This window comes from Pseudomonas glycinis (genome assembly GCF_054871425.1).
The window spans coordinates 406,463-419,568 of record NZ_JBTYHF010000002.1; the positions used below are offsets into that span (position 1 = coordinate 406,463).

The window sequence follows — 13,106 nt, forward strand, 5'->3', positions numbered from 1 at the left end:
TTCGCGGACACTATCACAGCTCAAAAAATATACAAGTCACCCACCTTTTGCCTGGGTGAAACCCTTGTGGCGAGGGGATTTATCCCCGTTCGGCTGCGCAGCAGCCGTATAGATTCTGGGGCCGCTACGCGACCAAACGGGGATAAATCCCCTCGCCACGATATCAACAGGCTTGGGATTTTCGTGCGGCAGCCTGCTGGCATATCACCCGGCGCCGCTGATCATCGGCCGAGCGCCATTCGCGAATGTCTTCGACGTGACGCGCGCAGCCGAGACAGACTTTCTGTTCGTCCAGCCGACATACGCCCGTGCACGGCGAAGGCACCGCCGGGCTGACGTTGCTGTAGAGCGGTTTCGGCGGGCGAACAAGCGCGGCATCCGTCACGAATCACAGACCTTCGAAATCGAATTCGGCGTCAGCCTGCTGCTTGACGAGGCGCTGAAGCATTTCGCCCAGCTGCTCTTCGCTCTTGTCGCACATCCAGCGCTCGCTTTCTTCGTCATAGTCGAAGTGGAAACCACCGGACACGGCCGCCAGCCACAGCTGACGCAATGGCTCCTGGCGGCTGAAGATCAGCTGCGAGCCGTTTTCGAACTTGACGGTCAAGACACCTGCCGAGCTTTCCAGATCGATGTCCAGATCGCTTTCGTCAAATATGTCTTCCAGTTTTTCCTGGGTTTCATCGACCAGATCGTGGAAACGGGCTTCGGACAAACTCATTGCGGCAACCTCAAAAATGTCTGATCAGGCTCAAGCGCCGAAAGATACGGACGCTGCCGACCGATTGCAAAGATTAACGACCAAGCACCAGTTTCCATCCAACATCGCACTCTGTGGGAGCGAGCTTGCTCGCGAAAGCGGTGTGTCAGGCAACAAACATATCGAATGTGACGACCTCTTCGCGAGCAAGCTCGCTCCCACAGGTATTGCAGGTATCCATCCGGTATCCAGCAAGCCCCGCCGGACGGGAACCCCCTCGCATAGGCAAGCTGCCGGGTGGCCGGTATACTCCGGCGCAATTAACGCATTTTCAAGGATTTCGCCATGAAGCGCCTGATCTCTTCCCTTGCTGCGCTCGTCGCGGTTGCCTGCCTGGTTTCGGCCTGTGGTCAAAAAGGCCCGCTGTACCTGCCCGATGACGACCAGGACCCGGCCGAACAAGCCCAGTCTTCGCAGAAGCAGCCATCCAAGGCTCACAAGCACGACGTTTACTAAGGGATCGCCATGGACGCTTTTAACTACCGTGGCGGGGAGCTGTTCGCGGAAGGTGTGGCGCTGTCCGCCATCGCCGACCGCTTCGGCACGCCCACCTATGTCTACTCGCGCGCCCACATCGAAGCGCAGTATCTGGCCTACGCCGATGCGCTGGCCGGCATGCCGCATCTGGTCTGCTTCGCGGTCAAAGCCAACTCCAACCTCGGTGTACTGAATGTCCTGGCCCGTCTCGGCGCCGGTTTCGACATCGTTTCCCGTGGCGAGCTGGAACGTGTACTGGCCGCTGGTGGCAGCGCCGACAAGATCGTTTTCTCCGGCGTCGGCAAGACCCGTGACGACATGCGCCGCGCCCTCGAAGTCGGCGTGCACTGCTTCAACGTCGAGTCCACCGATGAGCTCGAGCGCCTGCAAGTGGTCGCCGCCGAGCTGGGTGTTCGCGCCCCGGTTTCGCTGCGCGTGAACCCGGACGTCGATGCCGGCACCCACCCGTACATTTCCACCGGTCTGAAAGAGAACAAGTTCGGCATCGCCATTGCCGACGCCGAAGACGTGTACGTGCGCGCCGCGCATCTGCCGAACCTGGAAGTGGTCGGTGTCGACTGCCACATCGGTTCGCAACTGACCACCCTGCCGCCGTTCATTGATGCACTGGATCGCTTGCTCGATCTGGTCGACCGCTTGGGCGATTGCGGCATTCACCTGCGCCACATCGATCTTGGTGGTGGCCTGGGCGTGCGTTATCGCGATGAGGAGCCGCCGCTGGCTGCCGACTACATCAAAGCCGTGCGCGAGCGTCTCGACGGGCGTGATCTGGCGCTGGTGTTCGAACCGGGTCGCTTCATCGTTGCCAATGGCGGCGTGCTGCTGACCCAGGTCGAGTACCTCAAGCACACCGAGCACAAGGATTTCGCCATCGTCGACGCGGCGATGAACGACCTGATCCGCCCGGCGCTGTATCAGGCGTGGATGGACGTCACTGCGGTGAAACCGCGCGACAGCGCTGCACGCAAGTACGACATCGTCGGCCCGATCTGCGAAACCGGCGACTTCCTCGCCAAGGACCGCGAGCTGGCGCTGGAAGAGGGCGACTTGCTGGCAGTGCATTCGGCCGGTGCCTACGGTTTCGTCATGAGCTCCAACTACAACACTCGCGGCCGTGCCGCTGAAGTGCTGGTGGATGGTGATCAGGTTTTTGAAGTGCGTCGCCGCGAAACCGTGGCCGAGCTGTTTGCCGGCGAAAGCCTGCTGCCGGAGTAACCCATGCTGCTGCGTTTTACCAAAATGCACGGCCTGGGCAACGACTTCATGGTCCTCGACCTGGTCAGCCAGCACGCGCACATTCAGCCCAAACACGCCAAGCAATGGGGCGATCGCCACACCGGGATCGGTTTCGACCAGTTGCTGATCGTCGAAGCGCCGAGCAACCCGGATGTGGATTTCCGCTACCGGATCTTCAATTCCGACGGTTCGGAAGTGGAGCAGTGCGGCAACGGTGCGCGCTGCTTCGCCCGCTTCGTGCTCGACAAGCGTCTGACCGCCAAACGGCAGATCCGCGTCGAGACCAAGGGCGGCATCATCGAACTGGACGTGCGTAACGACGGCCAGATCGGCGTGAACATGGGCGCGCCGCGGCTGGTGCCGGCGGACATTCCATTCCAGGCACCAGCCCAGGCCACCAGTTATCAGCTGGATGTCGATGGCACCACGGTCGAACTGGCCGCCGTGTCGATGGGCAATCCCCATGCGGTCATTCGCGTGGACGACATCAACAGCGCACCGGTGCATGAACTGGGGCCGAAGATCGAGCACCATCCGCGCTTCCCGGCGCGGGTCAATGTCGGCTTCCTTCAGGTCATCGACCGCCATCGCGCGCAACTGCGTGTTTGGGAACGCGGCGCCGGGGAAACCCAGGCCTGCGGCACCGGCGCCTGTGCGGCGGCGGTGGCAGCCATCAGTCAGGGGTGGATGGATTCGCCGCTGTTGATCGACCTGCCCGGCGGGCGTCTGTCCATCGAGTGGGCCGGCCCGGGCGAACCGGTGTTGATGACCGGTCCGGCAGTGCGTGTATACGAAGGACAAGTGCGTCTTTGAGCGAGCAGAAATCATGACCGACAAGCCACAGGTACCCGCCCGACCAGTCGACGAATCAGCGTCCGAGAGCCTCGAGGCAGCCGCGGTTGCCGCCTACCTGGAGGCTCATCCGGACTTCTTCGTCGAGCACGAAGAGCTGCTGCCGTCGTTGCGCATCCCGCACCGACGTGGCGACACCGTGTCGCTGGTCGAGCGGCAGATGACCATCCTGCGCGACCGCAATATCGAGATGCGCCATCGCCTTTCGCATCTGATGGACGTGGCCCGCGACAACGATCGCCTGTTCGAAAAAACCCGCCGCCTGATTCTCGCGCTGATGGATGCATCGACCCTGGAAGACGTGGTCATCAGCGTTGAAGACAGCCTGCGTCAGGATTTCCAGGTGCCCTTCGTCAGCCTGATCCTGCTCGGCGACAACCCGGCCCCGGTCGGCCGCTGGGTGACTCACGCCGACGCGCAAACCGCGATTGGCGGCTTGCTCACCGAAGGCAAAAGCGTCAGCGGCAGCCTGCGTGAACATGAGCTGGATTTCCTCTTCGGCGAAGAACAGCGCCAGCAGATCGGCTCGACCGCCGTGGTTGCCGTCAGCCATCAGGGCATTCACGGCATTCTGGCCATCGCCAGCCGTGACCCGCAGCACTACAAGAGCTCGGTCGGCACCCTGTTCCTCAGTTACATCGCCGAGGTCATGGGCCGTGTGCTGCCACGGGTCAACAGCTCGCTGCGCTCGGTACGCTGACCATGGAACGACAACTGGACGCTTACTGCGAACATCTGCGCAGTGAGCGACAGGTGTCGCCGCACACCCTGTCGGCTTATCGCCGCGACCTCGATAAAGTCCTCGGCTGGTGCATCAAGCAGAACATCGGCAGTTGGGCCGCGCTGGATATCCAGCGCCTGCGCAGCCTGATCGCCCGGTTGCATGCGCAAGGCCAGTCCTCGCGCAGCCTCGCCCGCCTGCTCTCGGCGGTGCGCGGGCTCTATCACTACTTGAATCGCGAAGGCCTGTGTGACCACGACCCGGCTACCGGCCTGGCCCCGCCGAAAGGCGAACGGCGCCTGCCGAAAACCCTTGATACCGATCGCGCATTGCAGCTGCTGGAAGGTGCGGTCGAGGACGATTTTCTCGCCCGGCGCGATCAGGCGATTCTCGAGCTGTTCTATTCCTCTGGCCTGCGCCTGTCCGAGCTGACCGGGCTCAATCTCGATCAACTCGACCTCGCCGACGGCATGGTTCAGGTGCTCGGCAAGGGCAGCAAGACCCGGCTGTTGCCGGTTGGCACCAAGGCCCGCGAAGCCCTCGAACAATGGCTGCCGCTACGCGCCATGACCAATCCTGCCGACGATGCGGTTTTTGTCAGCCAGCAAGGCCGACGCCTTGGCCCGCGGGCGATTCAGGTGCGGGTCAAACTGGCTGGCGAGCGCGAACTGGGGCAGAACCTGCATCCGCACATGCTGCGGCACTCGTTCGCCAGCCATTTGCTCGAGTCCTCGCAGGACTTGCGCGCGGTGCAGGAATTGCTCGGTCACTCTGATATCAAAACCACACAGATCTATACCCACCTCGACTTCCAGCATCTGGCGGCGGTCTACGACAGCGCCCATCCCCGGGCCAAACGCATGAAAGGCGATGATTCATGAGCATTCAGTTGATCACCTTCGACCTCGACGACACCCTGTGGGACACCGCTCCGGTGATCGCCAGCGCCGAAACCGTGTTGCGCGAATGGCTGAGCGAGCATGCGTCGAATCTGGGCGCAGTGCCGGTGGAGCATTTGTGGTCGATTCGCGAGCGAGTGCTGGCGGGCGAACCGAGCCTCAAACACCGCATCAGCGCGCTGCGCCGACGTGTGCTGTTCCATGCGCTGGAAGAAGCTGGATATGCCCACGGCGAGGCGTCGGAGCTGGCTGACAAGGCTTTTGAAGTGTTCCTGCATGCGCGGCATCAGATCGAGGTGTTCCCGGAAGTCGAGCCGCTGCTGGAGCTGCTCGCCAATCACTATGCCCTCGGCGTGGTCACCAATGGCAATGCCGACGTGCGCCGGCTGGGGCTGGCGGATTACTTCAAGTTCGCGTTGTGCGCCGAAGACATCGGCATCGCCAAACCGGATGCGCGGCTGTTTCATGAGGCCCTGCAGCGTGGCGGAGTAAGTGCCGAAGCGGCGGTGCATGTCGGCGATCATCCCGGCGATGACATTGCCGGCGCGCAACAGGCGGGATTACGCGCGGTGTGGTTCAACCCGACGGGCAAGGTCTGGGAGGCGGAGCGCTTGCCCGATGCCGAAATCCGCAGCCTGACCGATTTGCCAGCCGTTCTCGCACGCTGGAATGCCACCTCGAAATAATCCACAAACCCTGTGGGAGCGAGCCTGCTCGCGAATGCGGTGTGTCATCCAACATGTATGTCGGCTGACATGCCCCCTTCGCGAGCAGGCTCGCTGCCACCGGGGACTGCATTTGTTTTCAACGCATTTATTCCAGGCATGAAAAAGCCCGCAGCGACGGCGGGCTTTTTCAGCAAGCGAGCGACGCGCCTCAGATAGGGCGGCTGCCGTACTTGTTATCCGGCTTCTTGGGCGGATCGGCGACCACGTTGGCCTCCACTTCCTGCACCTTGCCGCCGCGCGCAAGGAATTCTTCCATGGCCTTGGCCAGGGCGTCACGCTCCTTGTTCTTGGCTTCGATGCTCGGCAACTCGTCGACCGATACCGCAGCCTTGGCTTTGCCTTTGGCAGCCGGGGCCGGCGTGTCGTCACCGCCATCGTCTTCGGCAACGTCTTCCGCTGCCGCTTCCAGGCCTTCCTCGGCCTCGTCTTCGTCGCCTACTTCGAGGTCGTCGTTTTCCAGATCATCGTCGCTCATGTTCTACCTCATGACTTGCCAAAAGCAGATTAGTTATAGACCAGCTTTGGCGGCTGTCGAAGCCGCCGTTGAAAAATCTTCTGCCGCTGCCCGGCAGCGGCTCATGCCTGTTCACCGTGCAAGGTGGCGAGGACTTTACGGGCACCGCCATGATCACGGTGCTCGCCCAGATAAATCCCTTGCCAGGTACCCAGTGCCAGCCGCCCTGCCGCAACCGGCAGACTGATCTGGCAACCGAGCACGCTGGCCTTGAAGTGCGCCGGGAGATCATCCGGGCCTTCGTCGTTGTGCTCGTAGCCGTCTGTTCCTTGTGGGATCAGACGATTGAAAAATCGTTCGAAGTCGCGACGAACTGCCGGATCGGCGTTCTCGTTGATGGTCAACGACGCCGACGTGTGCTGCAGCCACAAATGCAACAGACCGACCCGACAGGTCTTGAGTTCAGGCAAGCCTGCGAGCAACTCGTCCGTCACCAGATGAAAGCCCCGGGGCCTTGCCCGCAGGGTTATCAGAGTCTGTTGCCACATACAGTTCTCCGCTCGTTCGGGGCGCATTCTAGCGTGCTCTGAAAAAAAACAAAGGCCCTAATATTCCTGCAGCGATGTAAGCGATTGCCCGCAGAAAAAGCCTCGTCGTAAAGACGACCAAAGCCGTAAGAAAAATCCTTTCAGCCACTCCCTGAATGACAAATCCCGGACAAAAAAATGCCCGGCGAACCGGGCAATTTTTTATCGCGCGTACTTACAGGTTGTAGCCGCGTTCGTTGTGTTGTGCCAGATCGAGGCCGACCGACTCTTCTTCCTCCGTTACGCGCAGACCCATGACGGCGTCCAGCACCTTGAGGATGATGAAGGTGACGATCGCGGTGTAGATCACCGTGAAGCCGACGCCTTTGATCTGGATCCAGACCTGCGCGCCGATGTCAGTCACGGTGCCGAAGCCGCCCAGTGCCGGTGCGGCAAACACACCGGTGAGGATCGCGCCGAGGATACCGCCGATGCCGTGCACGCCGAAGGCGTCCAGGGAATCGTCATAGCCGAGTTTGCGTTTCAGGGTGGTGGCGCAGAAGAAGCACACCACGCCTGCGGCCAGACCGATCACCAGTGCACCCATCGGGCCCACGGTGCCAGCGGCCGGAGTGATCGCGACCAGACCGGCGACCACACCCGAAGCAATACCCAGTGCGCTTGGCTTGCCGTGGGTGACCCACTCGGCAAACATCCAGCCCAGTGCCGCAGCGGCAGTGGCGATCTGGGTAACCAGCATGGCCATACCGGCAGTGCCGTTGGCAGCGGCAGCGGAACCGGCGTTGAAGCCGAACCAGCCGACCCACAGCATCGCCGCGCCCATCAGGGTGTAGCCGAGGTTATGCGGAGCCATTGGTGTGGTCGGGAAGCCTTTGCGCTTGCCCAGTACCAGGCACGCGACCAGACCGGCGATACCGGCGTTGATGTGCACCACGGTGCCGCCAGCGAAGTCGAGCACGCCCCAGTCCCACATCAGGCCGCCGTTACCGGACCAGACCATGTGCGCGATCGGTGCATAAACCAGAGTGAACCAGATGCCCATGAAGATCAGCATCGCGGAGAACTTCATGCGCTCGGCGAACGCACCGACAATCAGCGCCGGGGTGATGATCGCGAAGGTCATCTGGAAGGTGATGAACACCGCCTCAGGGAACAGCGCCGCCGGGCCGGTGATGCTCGAAGGCGTGACACCGGCGAGGAACGCCTTGCCCATGCCACCGAAGAACGAATTGAAGTTGACGACGCCCTGCTCCATGCCGGTGGTGTCGAAGGCAATGCTGTAGCCATAAATGACCCACAGGATGCTGATCAGACCGGTAATGGCGAAGCACTGCATCAGCACGGAAAGAATGTTTTTCGAGCGAACCATACCGCCGTAGAACAGCGCCAGGCCGGGAATGGTCATGAACAGCACGAGCGCTGTCGAGGTGAGCATCCAGGCGGTGTCGCCGGAATTGAGGACTGGCGCTGCCACTTCGTCTGCCGCCATGGCGATGCCGGGCATTACGATGGACAACAGGGCGCCTAGCCCTGCGAATTTACGCAGAGTCATATTGTTTTCTCCTGGGGCGTTGGGTTTGTGGCGGCGCTTAGATCGCGTCGGTATCGGTTTCGCCGGTACGGATGCGGATCGCCTGTTCCAGATTGACCACGAAGATCTTGCCGTCACCGATCTTGCCGGTGTTGGCCGCTTTGGTTATCGCCTCGATAACCCGATCCAGATCCTTGTCGTCGATGGCCACGTCGATTTTCACCTTGGGCAGAAAATCGACCACATATTCCGCGCCGCGATACAGCTCGGTGTGACCCTTCTGCCGGCCGAAGCCTTTGACTTCAGTAACGGTAATGCCCTGCACGCCGATTTCGGACAGCGACTCGCGCACGTCGTCCAACTTGAACGGCTTGATGATGGCAGTGACTAGCTTCATGAAACTCTCTCCCGAATTGGTGGACTTGCCCCAGGAAAACAAACCCGTCTCAAGTCTAAGCGCAGTGCCTGGCTTTGTAACGCATCGTTGACGCCAGCTAACCGCATCAGACGAAACTCCCCGCTTCGTCTGCCGCACTGCATTCGTCACAGCGACTGCATCAGTGCATGGGTCGAGGGTGACTAAGCAGAAACCTTGCCAGCTCGGCAAAAACCCTGCATTTCAATCTCTTGGCCCCCGTTGCACGCGCTCGGGCAGAAAAGCTTTTGCCGATACGCACAACAACGGTGCGCCACCGTCCGCCCCCCTGCGCGAAAAGCGTGCATCCGTGCAACGGGATTGACTATAGACACTGCGTGATACACTGCCGGCCATTGTTTCCAGGACATTTCCCATGCTCGCGCCCAAAGACTTCCTCGACGCCCTGAGCGGCACCGCCTCCCGCCTCTTCAACGGCGACACCCCGCTGCCGAAAGCCGAAATCGAAAGCCAGTTCAAAATGCTCCTGCAAAGTGCCTTCAGCAAACTCGATCTGGTCAGCCGGGAAGAGTTTGATAGTCAGATGGTGGTGTTGGCTCGCACGCGGGCACGGCTTGAGAGTCTTGAAGCGAAGGTGGCGGAGATGGAGGCGAAACTGAATCCGCCGGCTGAATAGCACCACTACTGACAGTGAAGGTTGGGCACGCTCTTCAGCTTTAAAGGCGTCGAAAAAAAACCTTCAAGCGTTTTCCTTCAAGCAGCCTTCAGCTCCACTGCCTAGATTCACTATCAAGCGCAATGTGCCAGCCGCTCGACCTGATCACGGATTGCAGCTCCTCTTTCAATTTCGGCTTTTCGCAGATCGTAGGTCGATTGGAGGTTCAGCCAAAACTCAGGAGTGGTGTCCAGACAGATTGAAAGTCTTAAAGCCATGTCAGCGCTGATGCCCCGGCGCTGTAGAACGATATCGTTCACCGTCGGAGTAGACACGCTCAATGCTCTCGCCAACGCAGCGGCTGTAAGGCTCAAAGGCTCCAGATACTCCTCTTTGAGGATCTCGCCGGGATGGACCGGACGCATACCATTCTTGGTCATATTCACCTCAGTGATAATTGACGATTTCAACATCCTCGGGCCCATTCAGGCCCCAGACGAAGCAAATTCGCCATTGGGCGTTGATACGAATACTGCATTGCCCCTTCCGATCGCCTCCCAGAGACTCGAGCCGATTTCCGGGAGGAGATCGGAGATCAGCCAACGCAGCTGCCGCATCAAGCATCGTCAGCTTACGTTCCGCGACACTCAATATGGCTGACCAGAAACGGGTTTTACCACTTCGGAACAGGTATTCGGTTTCAGGACATCTGAAGCTAACGATCATAGTTTAAAGCTTAACGTTATGCATTAACGCTGAGTTTATTCGTGAAAATCATTAGCGCAAACGGATGATCTTGCGATTTGGGTGTTCTCTTCAGGACTTTCAGAAACGGACTACGCATGCTTGCTGGTTCTTACTGAACCCGTTGCTATCTCCTACACAAACTCTCCCCTATTCCCGTTTGCCATGCCCTGGCGAGTTCCTGGCATTTCTTGCGGCAACATCCTGCGAAATTTTTGCGCTCCACTCACCCCACTAAAATGGCATCGCCCTACTACCCTTCAAAAACCCGCAGGAAGCGGCTCCCCGATTCAGCTCAAGGAACGACCATGTCCCTCTCCATTGTCCACAGTCGCGCCCAGATTGGCGTGGAAGCCCCCGCTGTCACCGTCGAAGTCCATCTGGCCAACGGTCTGCCGTCGCTGACCATGGTCGGCCTGCCTGAAGCGGCGGTGAAGGAGAGCAAGGATCGGGTGCGCAGCGCGATCATCAATTCCGGGCTGCAATTTCCGGCGCGGCGGATCACCTTGAATCTGGCGCCGGCGGACCTGCCCAAGGATGGCGGGCGCTTCGATCTGGCAATTGCCTTGGGGATTTTGTCGGCCAGTGTGCAGGTGCCGTGTCTGACCCTGGACGAGGTGGAATGTCTGGGTGAATTGGCATTGTCCGGTGCCGTGCGACCAGTGCGTGGCGTGCTGCCGGCGGCACTGGCGGCGCGCAAGGCCGGGCGGGCGTTGGTGGTGCCTCGAGCGAATGCGGAAGAGGCGTGCCTGGCTTCGGGGCTGAAAGTGTTCGCAGTCGATCACTTGCTGGAAGCGGTGGCGCATTTCAATGGGCACACACCGGTCGAGCCGTACACATCAGATGGCTTGATGCATGCCGCCAAACCCTATCCCGACCTCAACGAGGTGCAGGGGCAGACAGCCGCCAAACGCGCACTGCTGATTGCCGCAGCGGGGGCGCACAACTTGTTGTTCAGCGGGCCTCCGGGAACCGGCAAGACGCTGCTGGCCAGTCGTCTGCCAGGATTATTGCCGCCGCTATCCGAATGCGAGGCACTGGAAGTGGCAGCGATTCAATCGGTGGCCAGCGGGGTTCCCTTGACTCACTGGCCGCAGCGGCCGTTCAGGCAACCGCACCATTCGGCTTCAGGGCCGGCATTGGTCGGTGGCAGCTCGAAACCGCAACCCGGCGAAATCACCCTCGCCCACCATGGCGTACTGTTTCTCGATGAGTTGCCGGAGTTTGATCGCAAGGTTCTGGAAGTGCTGCGCGAGCCGTTGGAGTCCGGGCATATCGTCATCGCTCGGGCCAAGGATCGCGTGCGTTTCCCCGCACGGTTTCAACTGGTGGCAGCGATGAATCCGTGTCCCTGTGGATATCTTGGCGAACCCAGCGGCAAATGCTCGTGCACACCGGACATGGTCCAGCGCTATCGCAACAAGCTGTCAGGGCCGCTGCTGGATCGGATTGATCTGCACCTGACCGTCGCGCGGGAGGCAACCGCATTGAATCCGGCAGCCAAGCCAGGCGAAAACAGCGCCAGCGCTGCGGCGTTGGTGGCGGAAGCGCGGGAGCGTCAGCAGAAACGTCAGGGCTGTGCCAATGCGTTTCTCGATCTGCCGGGGCTCAAGCGTCACTGCAAGTTATCCACAGCTGACGAGATATGGCTGGAGGCGGCCTGCGAGCGACTGATCCTGTCGCTGCGCTCGGCGCATCGCCTGCTCAAGGTCGCGCGCACGCTGGCGGATCTTGAACAGGCCGATGCGATTACCCGCGAGCATCTGGCCGAGGCACTGCAATACCGGCCGGCGACACCTTAATGCTCAGTCAGATCAACCAGCGGTGCCTGACGCACTTCAGTGTCGCGCCCGGCCTGAATTTCAGTCACGCGCTTGAGGGCCTTGTCCACCGCCCCTTTGTCGGCCAGCAGGCTGTAGCTGATCTGGAACTGTTTATGTTCTTTCGGCGCAATGGTCGGCACCAGATTCAACGGCCGCTGATAGCGACGGTTGTAGGAAAAACTGGTTCCCGGCTCCAGCCCGGTGACGTAGCCCTGCCCTTGGGTATCGGTGTTTTTCCACAGCGAAAACACTGGCAGCTGCTGAGTATTGAAGCCAACGGATACGCCGAGGCTACCGGCCTTGTTGTGCAGCACGGTGAGAGTGTCACCCTTGGCGTCCGCATACGGCACGACGTTGTAGACAGTTTCGTCGTAGTCCTTGGTTGGCCCGCGATAGGTCTGCCAGTCGGGCAGATCTCCCTTGGCCTTGTCGTTGAACGGCGAAACCTGCTTCACCGGCGCTGCGAACTTTGCGCCCTGCTCGAGAAACGGCGTGCTGAAATTGCTGTGATACAGCGCCTGATATTCCTTCGCATAGTCGCCGTTGTTGGTCAGGGTGTCGTTGAGGGCGAAGCTGGCGCTGCCCGGTTCGGTGACCAGTTCGGTCGCTACCGAGAAATCGACTTTCTTGAATGCCTGCTCTTTCAGCTCGCCACGCAGCGTGATGGCATACGGCGGCTTCTCGTCGATGTGCAAAGTGACGGTGCTGGCCGGGATGTTGGCGGCGCGACCGTGCAAGGTCAGCAATTCGCCGTTGTCCATGCCGGGATGGCCAACCCACTCGTAACCGCAACGGGTGACCAGTTCATTGAAACCTTCGAGCCAGCCCAGGCCACCGCGACCGTTGAGTTCGATGAACGCCGGGTTGACCACGTCCTTGACCGGCGAGTCCCAGCCCATCCGCACGTCGCCCACCGAAGCCTGCAACACGTTCATGCCACGGGTCGGCACTACCGAGAGTTTCATCGTGCCGTTATCGATATCGACAATGCTGACGCCCTCCTGACGACCACCATGCAGGGTACGCAGGGTCACGGAATACGGTTTGGCGGTTTTTACGCCGAGTTGCTCACTGGTGATCGTCCAGTTTTTTGCCGGAGTGTTGGCGTCGAGCAGGACATAGTCCCAGGCCACGGCGTGGGAAGCGGCAGAGAATGCGCCGAGGGCGACGAGGAGTTTGAGCGGGGTCATGGCAGCAGCCTTTATTGGAGTTGTGCCATTTTTATAGCGCTGCGGAAACGTTTCAGCAAGTGCAAAAACCGGTTTGTGCCGGAGCATTCGC

General features: G+C 60.4%; 17 protein-coding genes. 8 read left to right on the forward strand and 9 right to left on the reverse strand.

Features of this window, described 5'->3' with window-relative positions; genetic code table 11:
* Window positions 1-163: 163 nt before the first annotated feature.
* Together ACYSTU_RS05935 and cyaY are read right to left on the reverse strand one after the other, a co-directional pair.
* Window positions 164-385: a DUF1289 domain-containing protein gene (locus ACYSTU_RS05935; protein ID WP_016772591.1), complete on the reverse strand. Its 222-nt coding sequence runs from the start codon at window positions 383-385 to the stop codon at window positions 164-166.
* 3 nt (window positions 386-388) lie between these two features.
* Complete coding sequence (gene cyaY, locus ACYSTU_RS05940) at window positions 389-721, reverse strand: iron donor protein CyaY (protein ID WP_024014770.1); 333 nt, start codon at window positions 719-721, stop codon at window positions 389-391.
* A 324-nt stretch (window positions 722-1,045) separates the two neighbouring features.
* Between cyaY and lptM the strand changes: the two genes are divergently transcribed.
* Genes lptM through ACYSTU_RS05970 form a run of 6 tightly spaced genes read left to right on the forward strand, consistent with a single transcriptional unit; the run spans window position 1,046 to window position 5,652 of the window.
* Window positions 1,046-1,216, forward strand: coding sequence for an LPS translocon maturation chaperone LptM (gene lptM, locus ACYSTU_RS05945; protein ID WP_016772589.1), 171 nt, complete (start codon window positions 1,046-1,048; stop codon window positions 1,214-1,216).
* 9 nt (window positions 1,217-1,225) lie between these two features.
* On the forward strand, window positions 1,226-2,473 hold the full coding sequence (gene lysA / locus ACYSTU_RS05950) for a diaminopimelate decarboxylase (protein ID WP_056791636.1): 1,248 nt from the start codon (window positions 1,226-1,228) through the stop codon (window positions 2,471-2,473).
* Window positions 2,474-2,476: 3 nt separating this feature from the next.
* Window positions 2,477-3,307: a diaminopimelate epimerase gene (gene dapF / locus ACYSTU_RS05955; RefSeq protein ID WP_122506201.1), complete on the forward strand. Its 831-nt coding sequence runs from the start codon at window positions 2,477-2,479 to the stop codon at window positions 3,305-3,307.
* Window positions 3,308-3,320: 13 nt separating this feature from the next.
* On the forward strand, window positions 3,321-4,046 hold the full coding sequence (locus ACYSTU_RS05960) for a DUF484 family protein (protein WP_024014772.1): 726 nt from the start codon (window positions 3,321-3,323) through the stop codon (window positions 4,044-4,046).
* A 2-nt stretch (window positions 4,047-4,048) separates the two neighbouring features.
* On the forward strand, window positions 4,049-4,948 hold the full coding sequence (xerC, locus tag ACYSTU_RS05965) for a tyrosine recombinase XerC (RefSeq protein ID WP_122880307.1): 900 nt from the start codon (window positions 4,049-4,051) through the stop codon (window positions 4,946-4,948).
* Window positions 4,945-5,652, forward strand: coding sequence for an HAD family hydrolase (locus ACYSTU_RS05970; protein ID WP_498996777.1), 708 nt, complete (start codon window positions 4,945-4,947; stop codon window positions 5,650-5,652). Before xerC ends, ACYSTU_RS05970 begins: the two co-directional genes overlap by 4 nt.
* Window positions 5,653-5,842: 190 nt before the next feature.
* Here ACYSTU_RS05970 and sutA read toward each other — a convergent pair whose 3' ends face one another.
* The 4 genes from sutA to glnK all read right to left on the reverse strand — a co-directional run bounded on the left by sutA (window position 5,843) and on the right by glnK (window position 8,624).
* Complete coding sequence (gene sutA / locus ACYSTU_RS05975) at window positions 5,843-6,169, reverse strand: dormancy-specific transcriptional regulator SutA (RefSeq protein WP_016772583.1); 327 nt, start codon at window positions 6,167-6,169, stop codon at window positions 5,843-5,845.
* Window positions 6,170-6,270: 101 nt separating this feature from the next.
* On the reverse strand, window positions 6,271-6,696 hold the full coding sequence (locus ACYSTU_RS05980) for a secondary thiamine-phosphate synthase enzyme YjbQ (protein WP_024014775.1): 426 nt from the start codon (window positions 6,694-6,696) through the stop codon (window positions 6,271-6,273).
* 214 nt (window positions 6,697-6,910) lie between these two features.
* Window positions 6,911-8,248 carry an ammonium transporter gene (locus tag ACYSTU_RS05985; RefSeq protein WP_041476939.1) on the reverse strand — a complete coding sequence of 446 codons (1,338 nt, stop codon included), beginning with the start codon at window positions 8,246-8,248 and terminating at the stop codon, window positions 6,911-6,913.
* Window positions 8,249-8,285: 37 nt separating this feature from the next.
* Window positions 8,286-8,624: a P-II family nitrogen regulator gene (gene glnK / locus ACYSTU_RS05990; protein ID WP_002555808.1), complete on the reverse strand. Its 339-nt coding sequence runs from the start codon at window positions 8,622-8,624 to the stop codon at window positions 8,286-8,288.
* A 394-nt stretch (window positions 8,625-9,018) separates the two neighbouring features.
* Here glnK and ACYSTU_RS05995 point away from each other — a divergent pair, with 394 nt between their 5' ends.
* Entirely contained in the window at window positions 9,019-9,279 is a 261-nt protein-coding gene (locus tag ACYSTU_RS05995; RefSeq protein ID WP_122603430.1) for an accessory factor UbiK family protein, read from the forward strand.
* A 113-nt stretch (window positions 9,280-9,392) separates the two neighbouring features.
* Here ACYSTU_RS05995 and ACYSTU_RS06000 read toward each other — a convergent pair whose 3' ends face one another.
* Both ACYSTU_RS06000 and ACYSTU_RS06005 read right to left on the reverse strand, forming a co-directional pair.
* Window positions 9,393-9,698: a HigA family addiction module antitoxin gene (locus ACYSTU_RS06000; RefSeq protein ID WP_039757791.1), complete on the reverse strand. Its 306-nt coding sequence runs from the start codon at window positions 9,696-9,698 to the stop codon at window positions 9,393-9,395.
* Window positions 9,699-9,705: 7 nt separating this feature from the next.
* Complete coding sequence (locus ACYSTU_RS06005; protein ID WP_498996783.1) at window positions 9,706-9,984, reverse strand: type II toxin-antitoxin system RelE/ParE family toxin; 279 nt, start codon at window positions 9,982-9,984, stop codon at window positions 9,706-9,708.
* A 326-nt stretch (window positions 9,985-10,310) separates the two neighbouring features.
* Here ACYSTU_RS06005 and ACYSTU_RS06010 point away from each other — a divergent pair, with 326 nt between their 5' ends.
* Window positions 10,311-11,804, forward strand: a complete 1,494-nt coding sequence (locus ACYSTU_RS06010) for a YifB family Mg chelatase-like AAA ATPase (protein ID WP_122698697.1) — start codon at window positions 10,311-10,313, stop codon at window positions 11,802-11,804.
* Here the strand turns inward: ACYSTU_RS06010 and ACYSTU_RS06015 are convergent.
* Window positions 11,801-13,015 carry an aldose 1-epimerase family protein gene (locus ACYSTU_RS06015; protein ID WP_498996786.1) on the reverse strand — a complete coding sequence of 405 codons (1,215 nt, stop codon included), beginning with the start codon at window positions 13,013-13,015 and terminating at the stop codon, window positions 11,801-11,803. The genes ACYSTU_RS06010 and ACYSTU_RS06015 overlap by 4 nt on opposite strands.
* Between the last annotated feature and the right edge of the window lie 91 nt (window positions 13,016-13,106).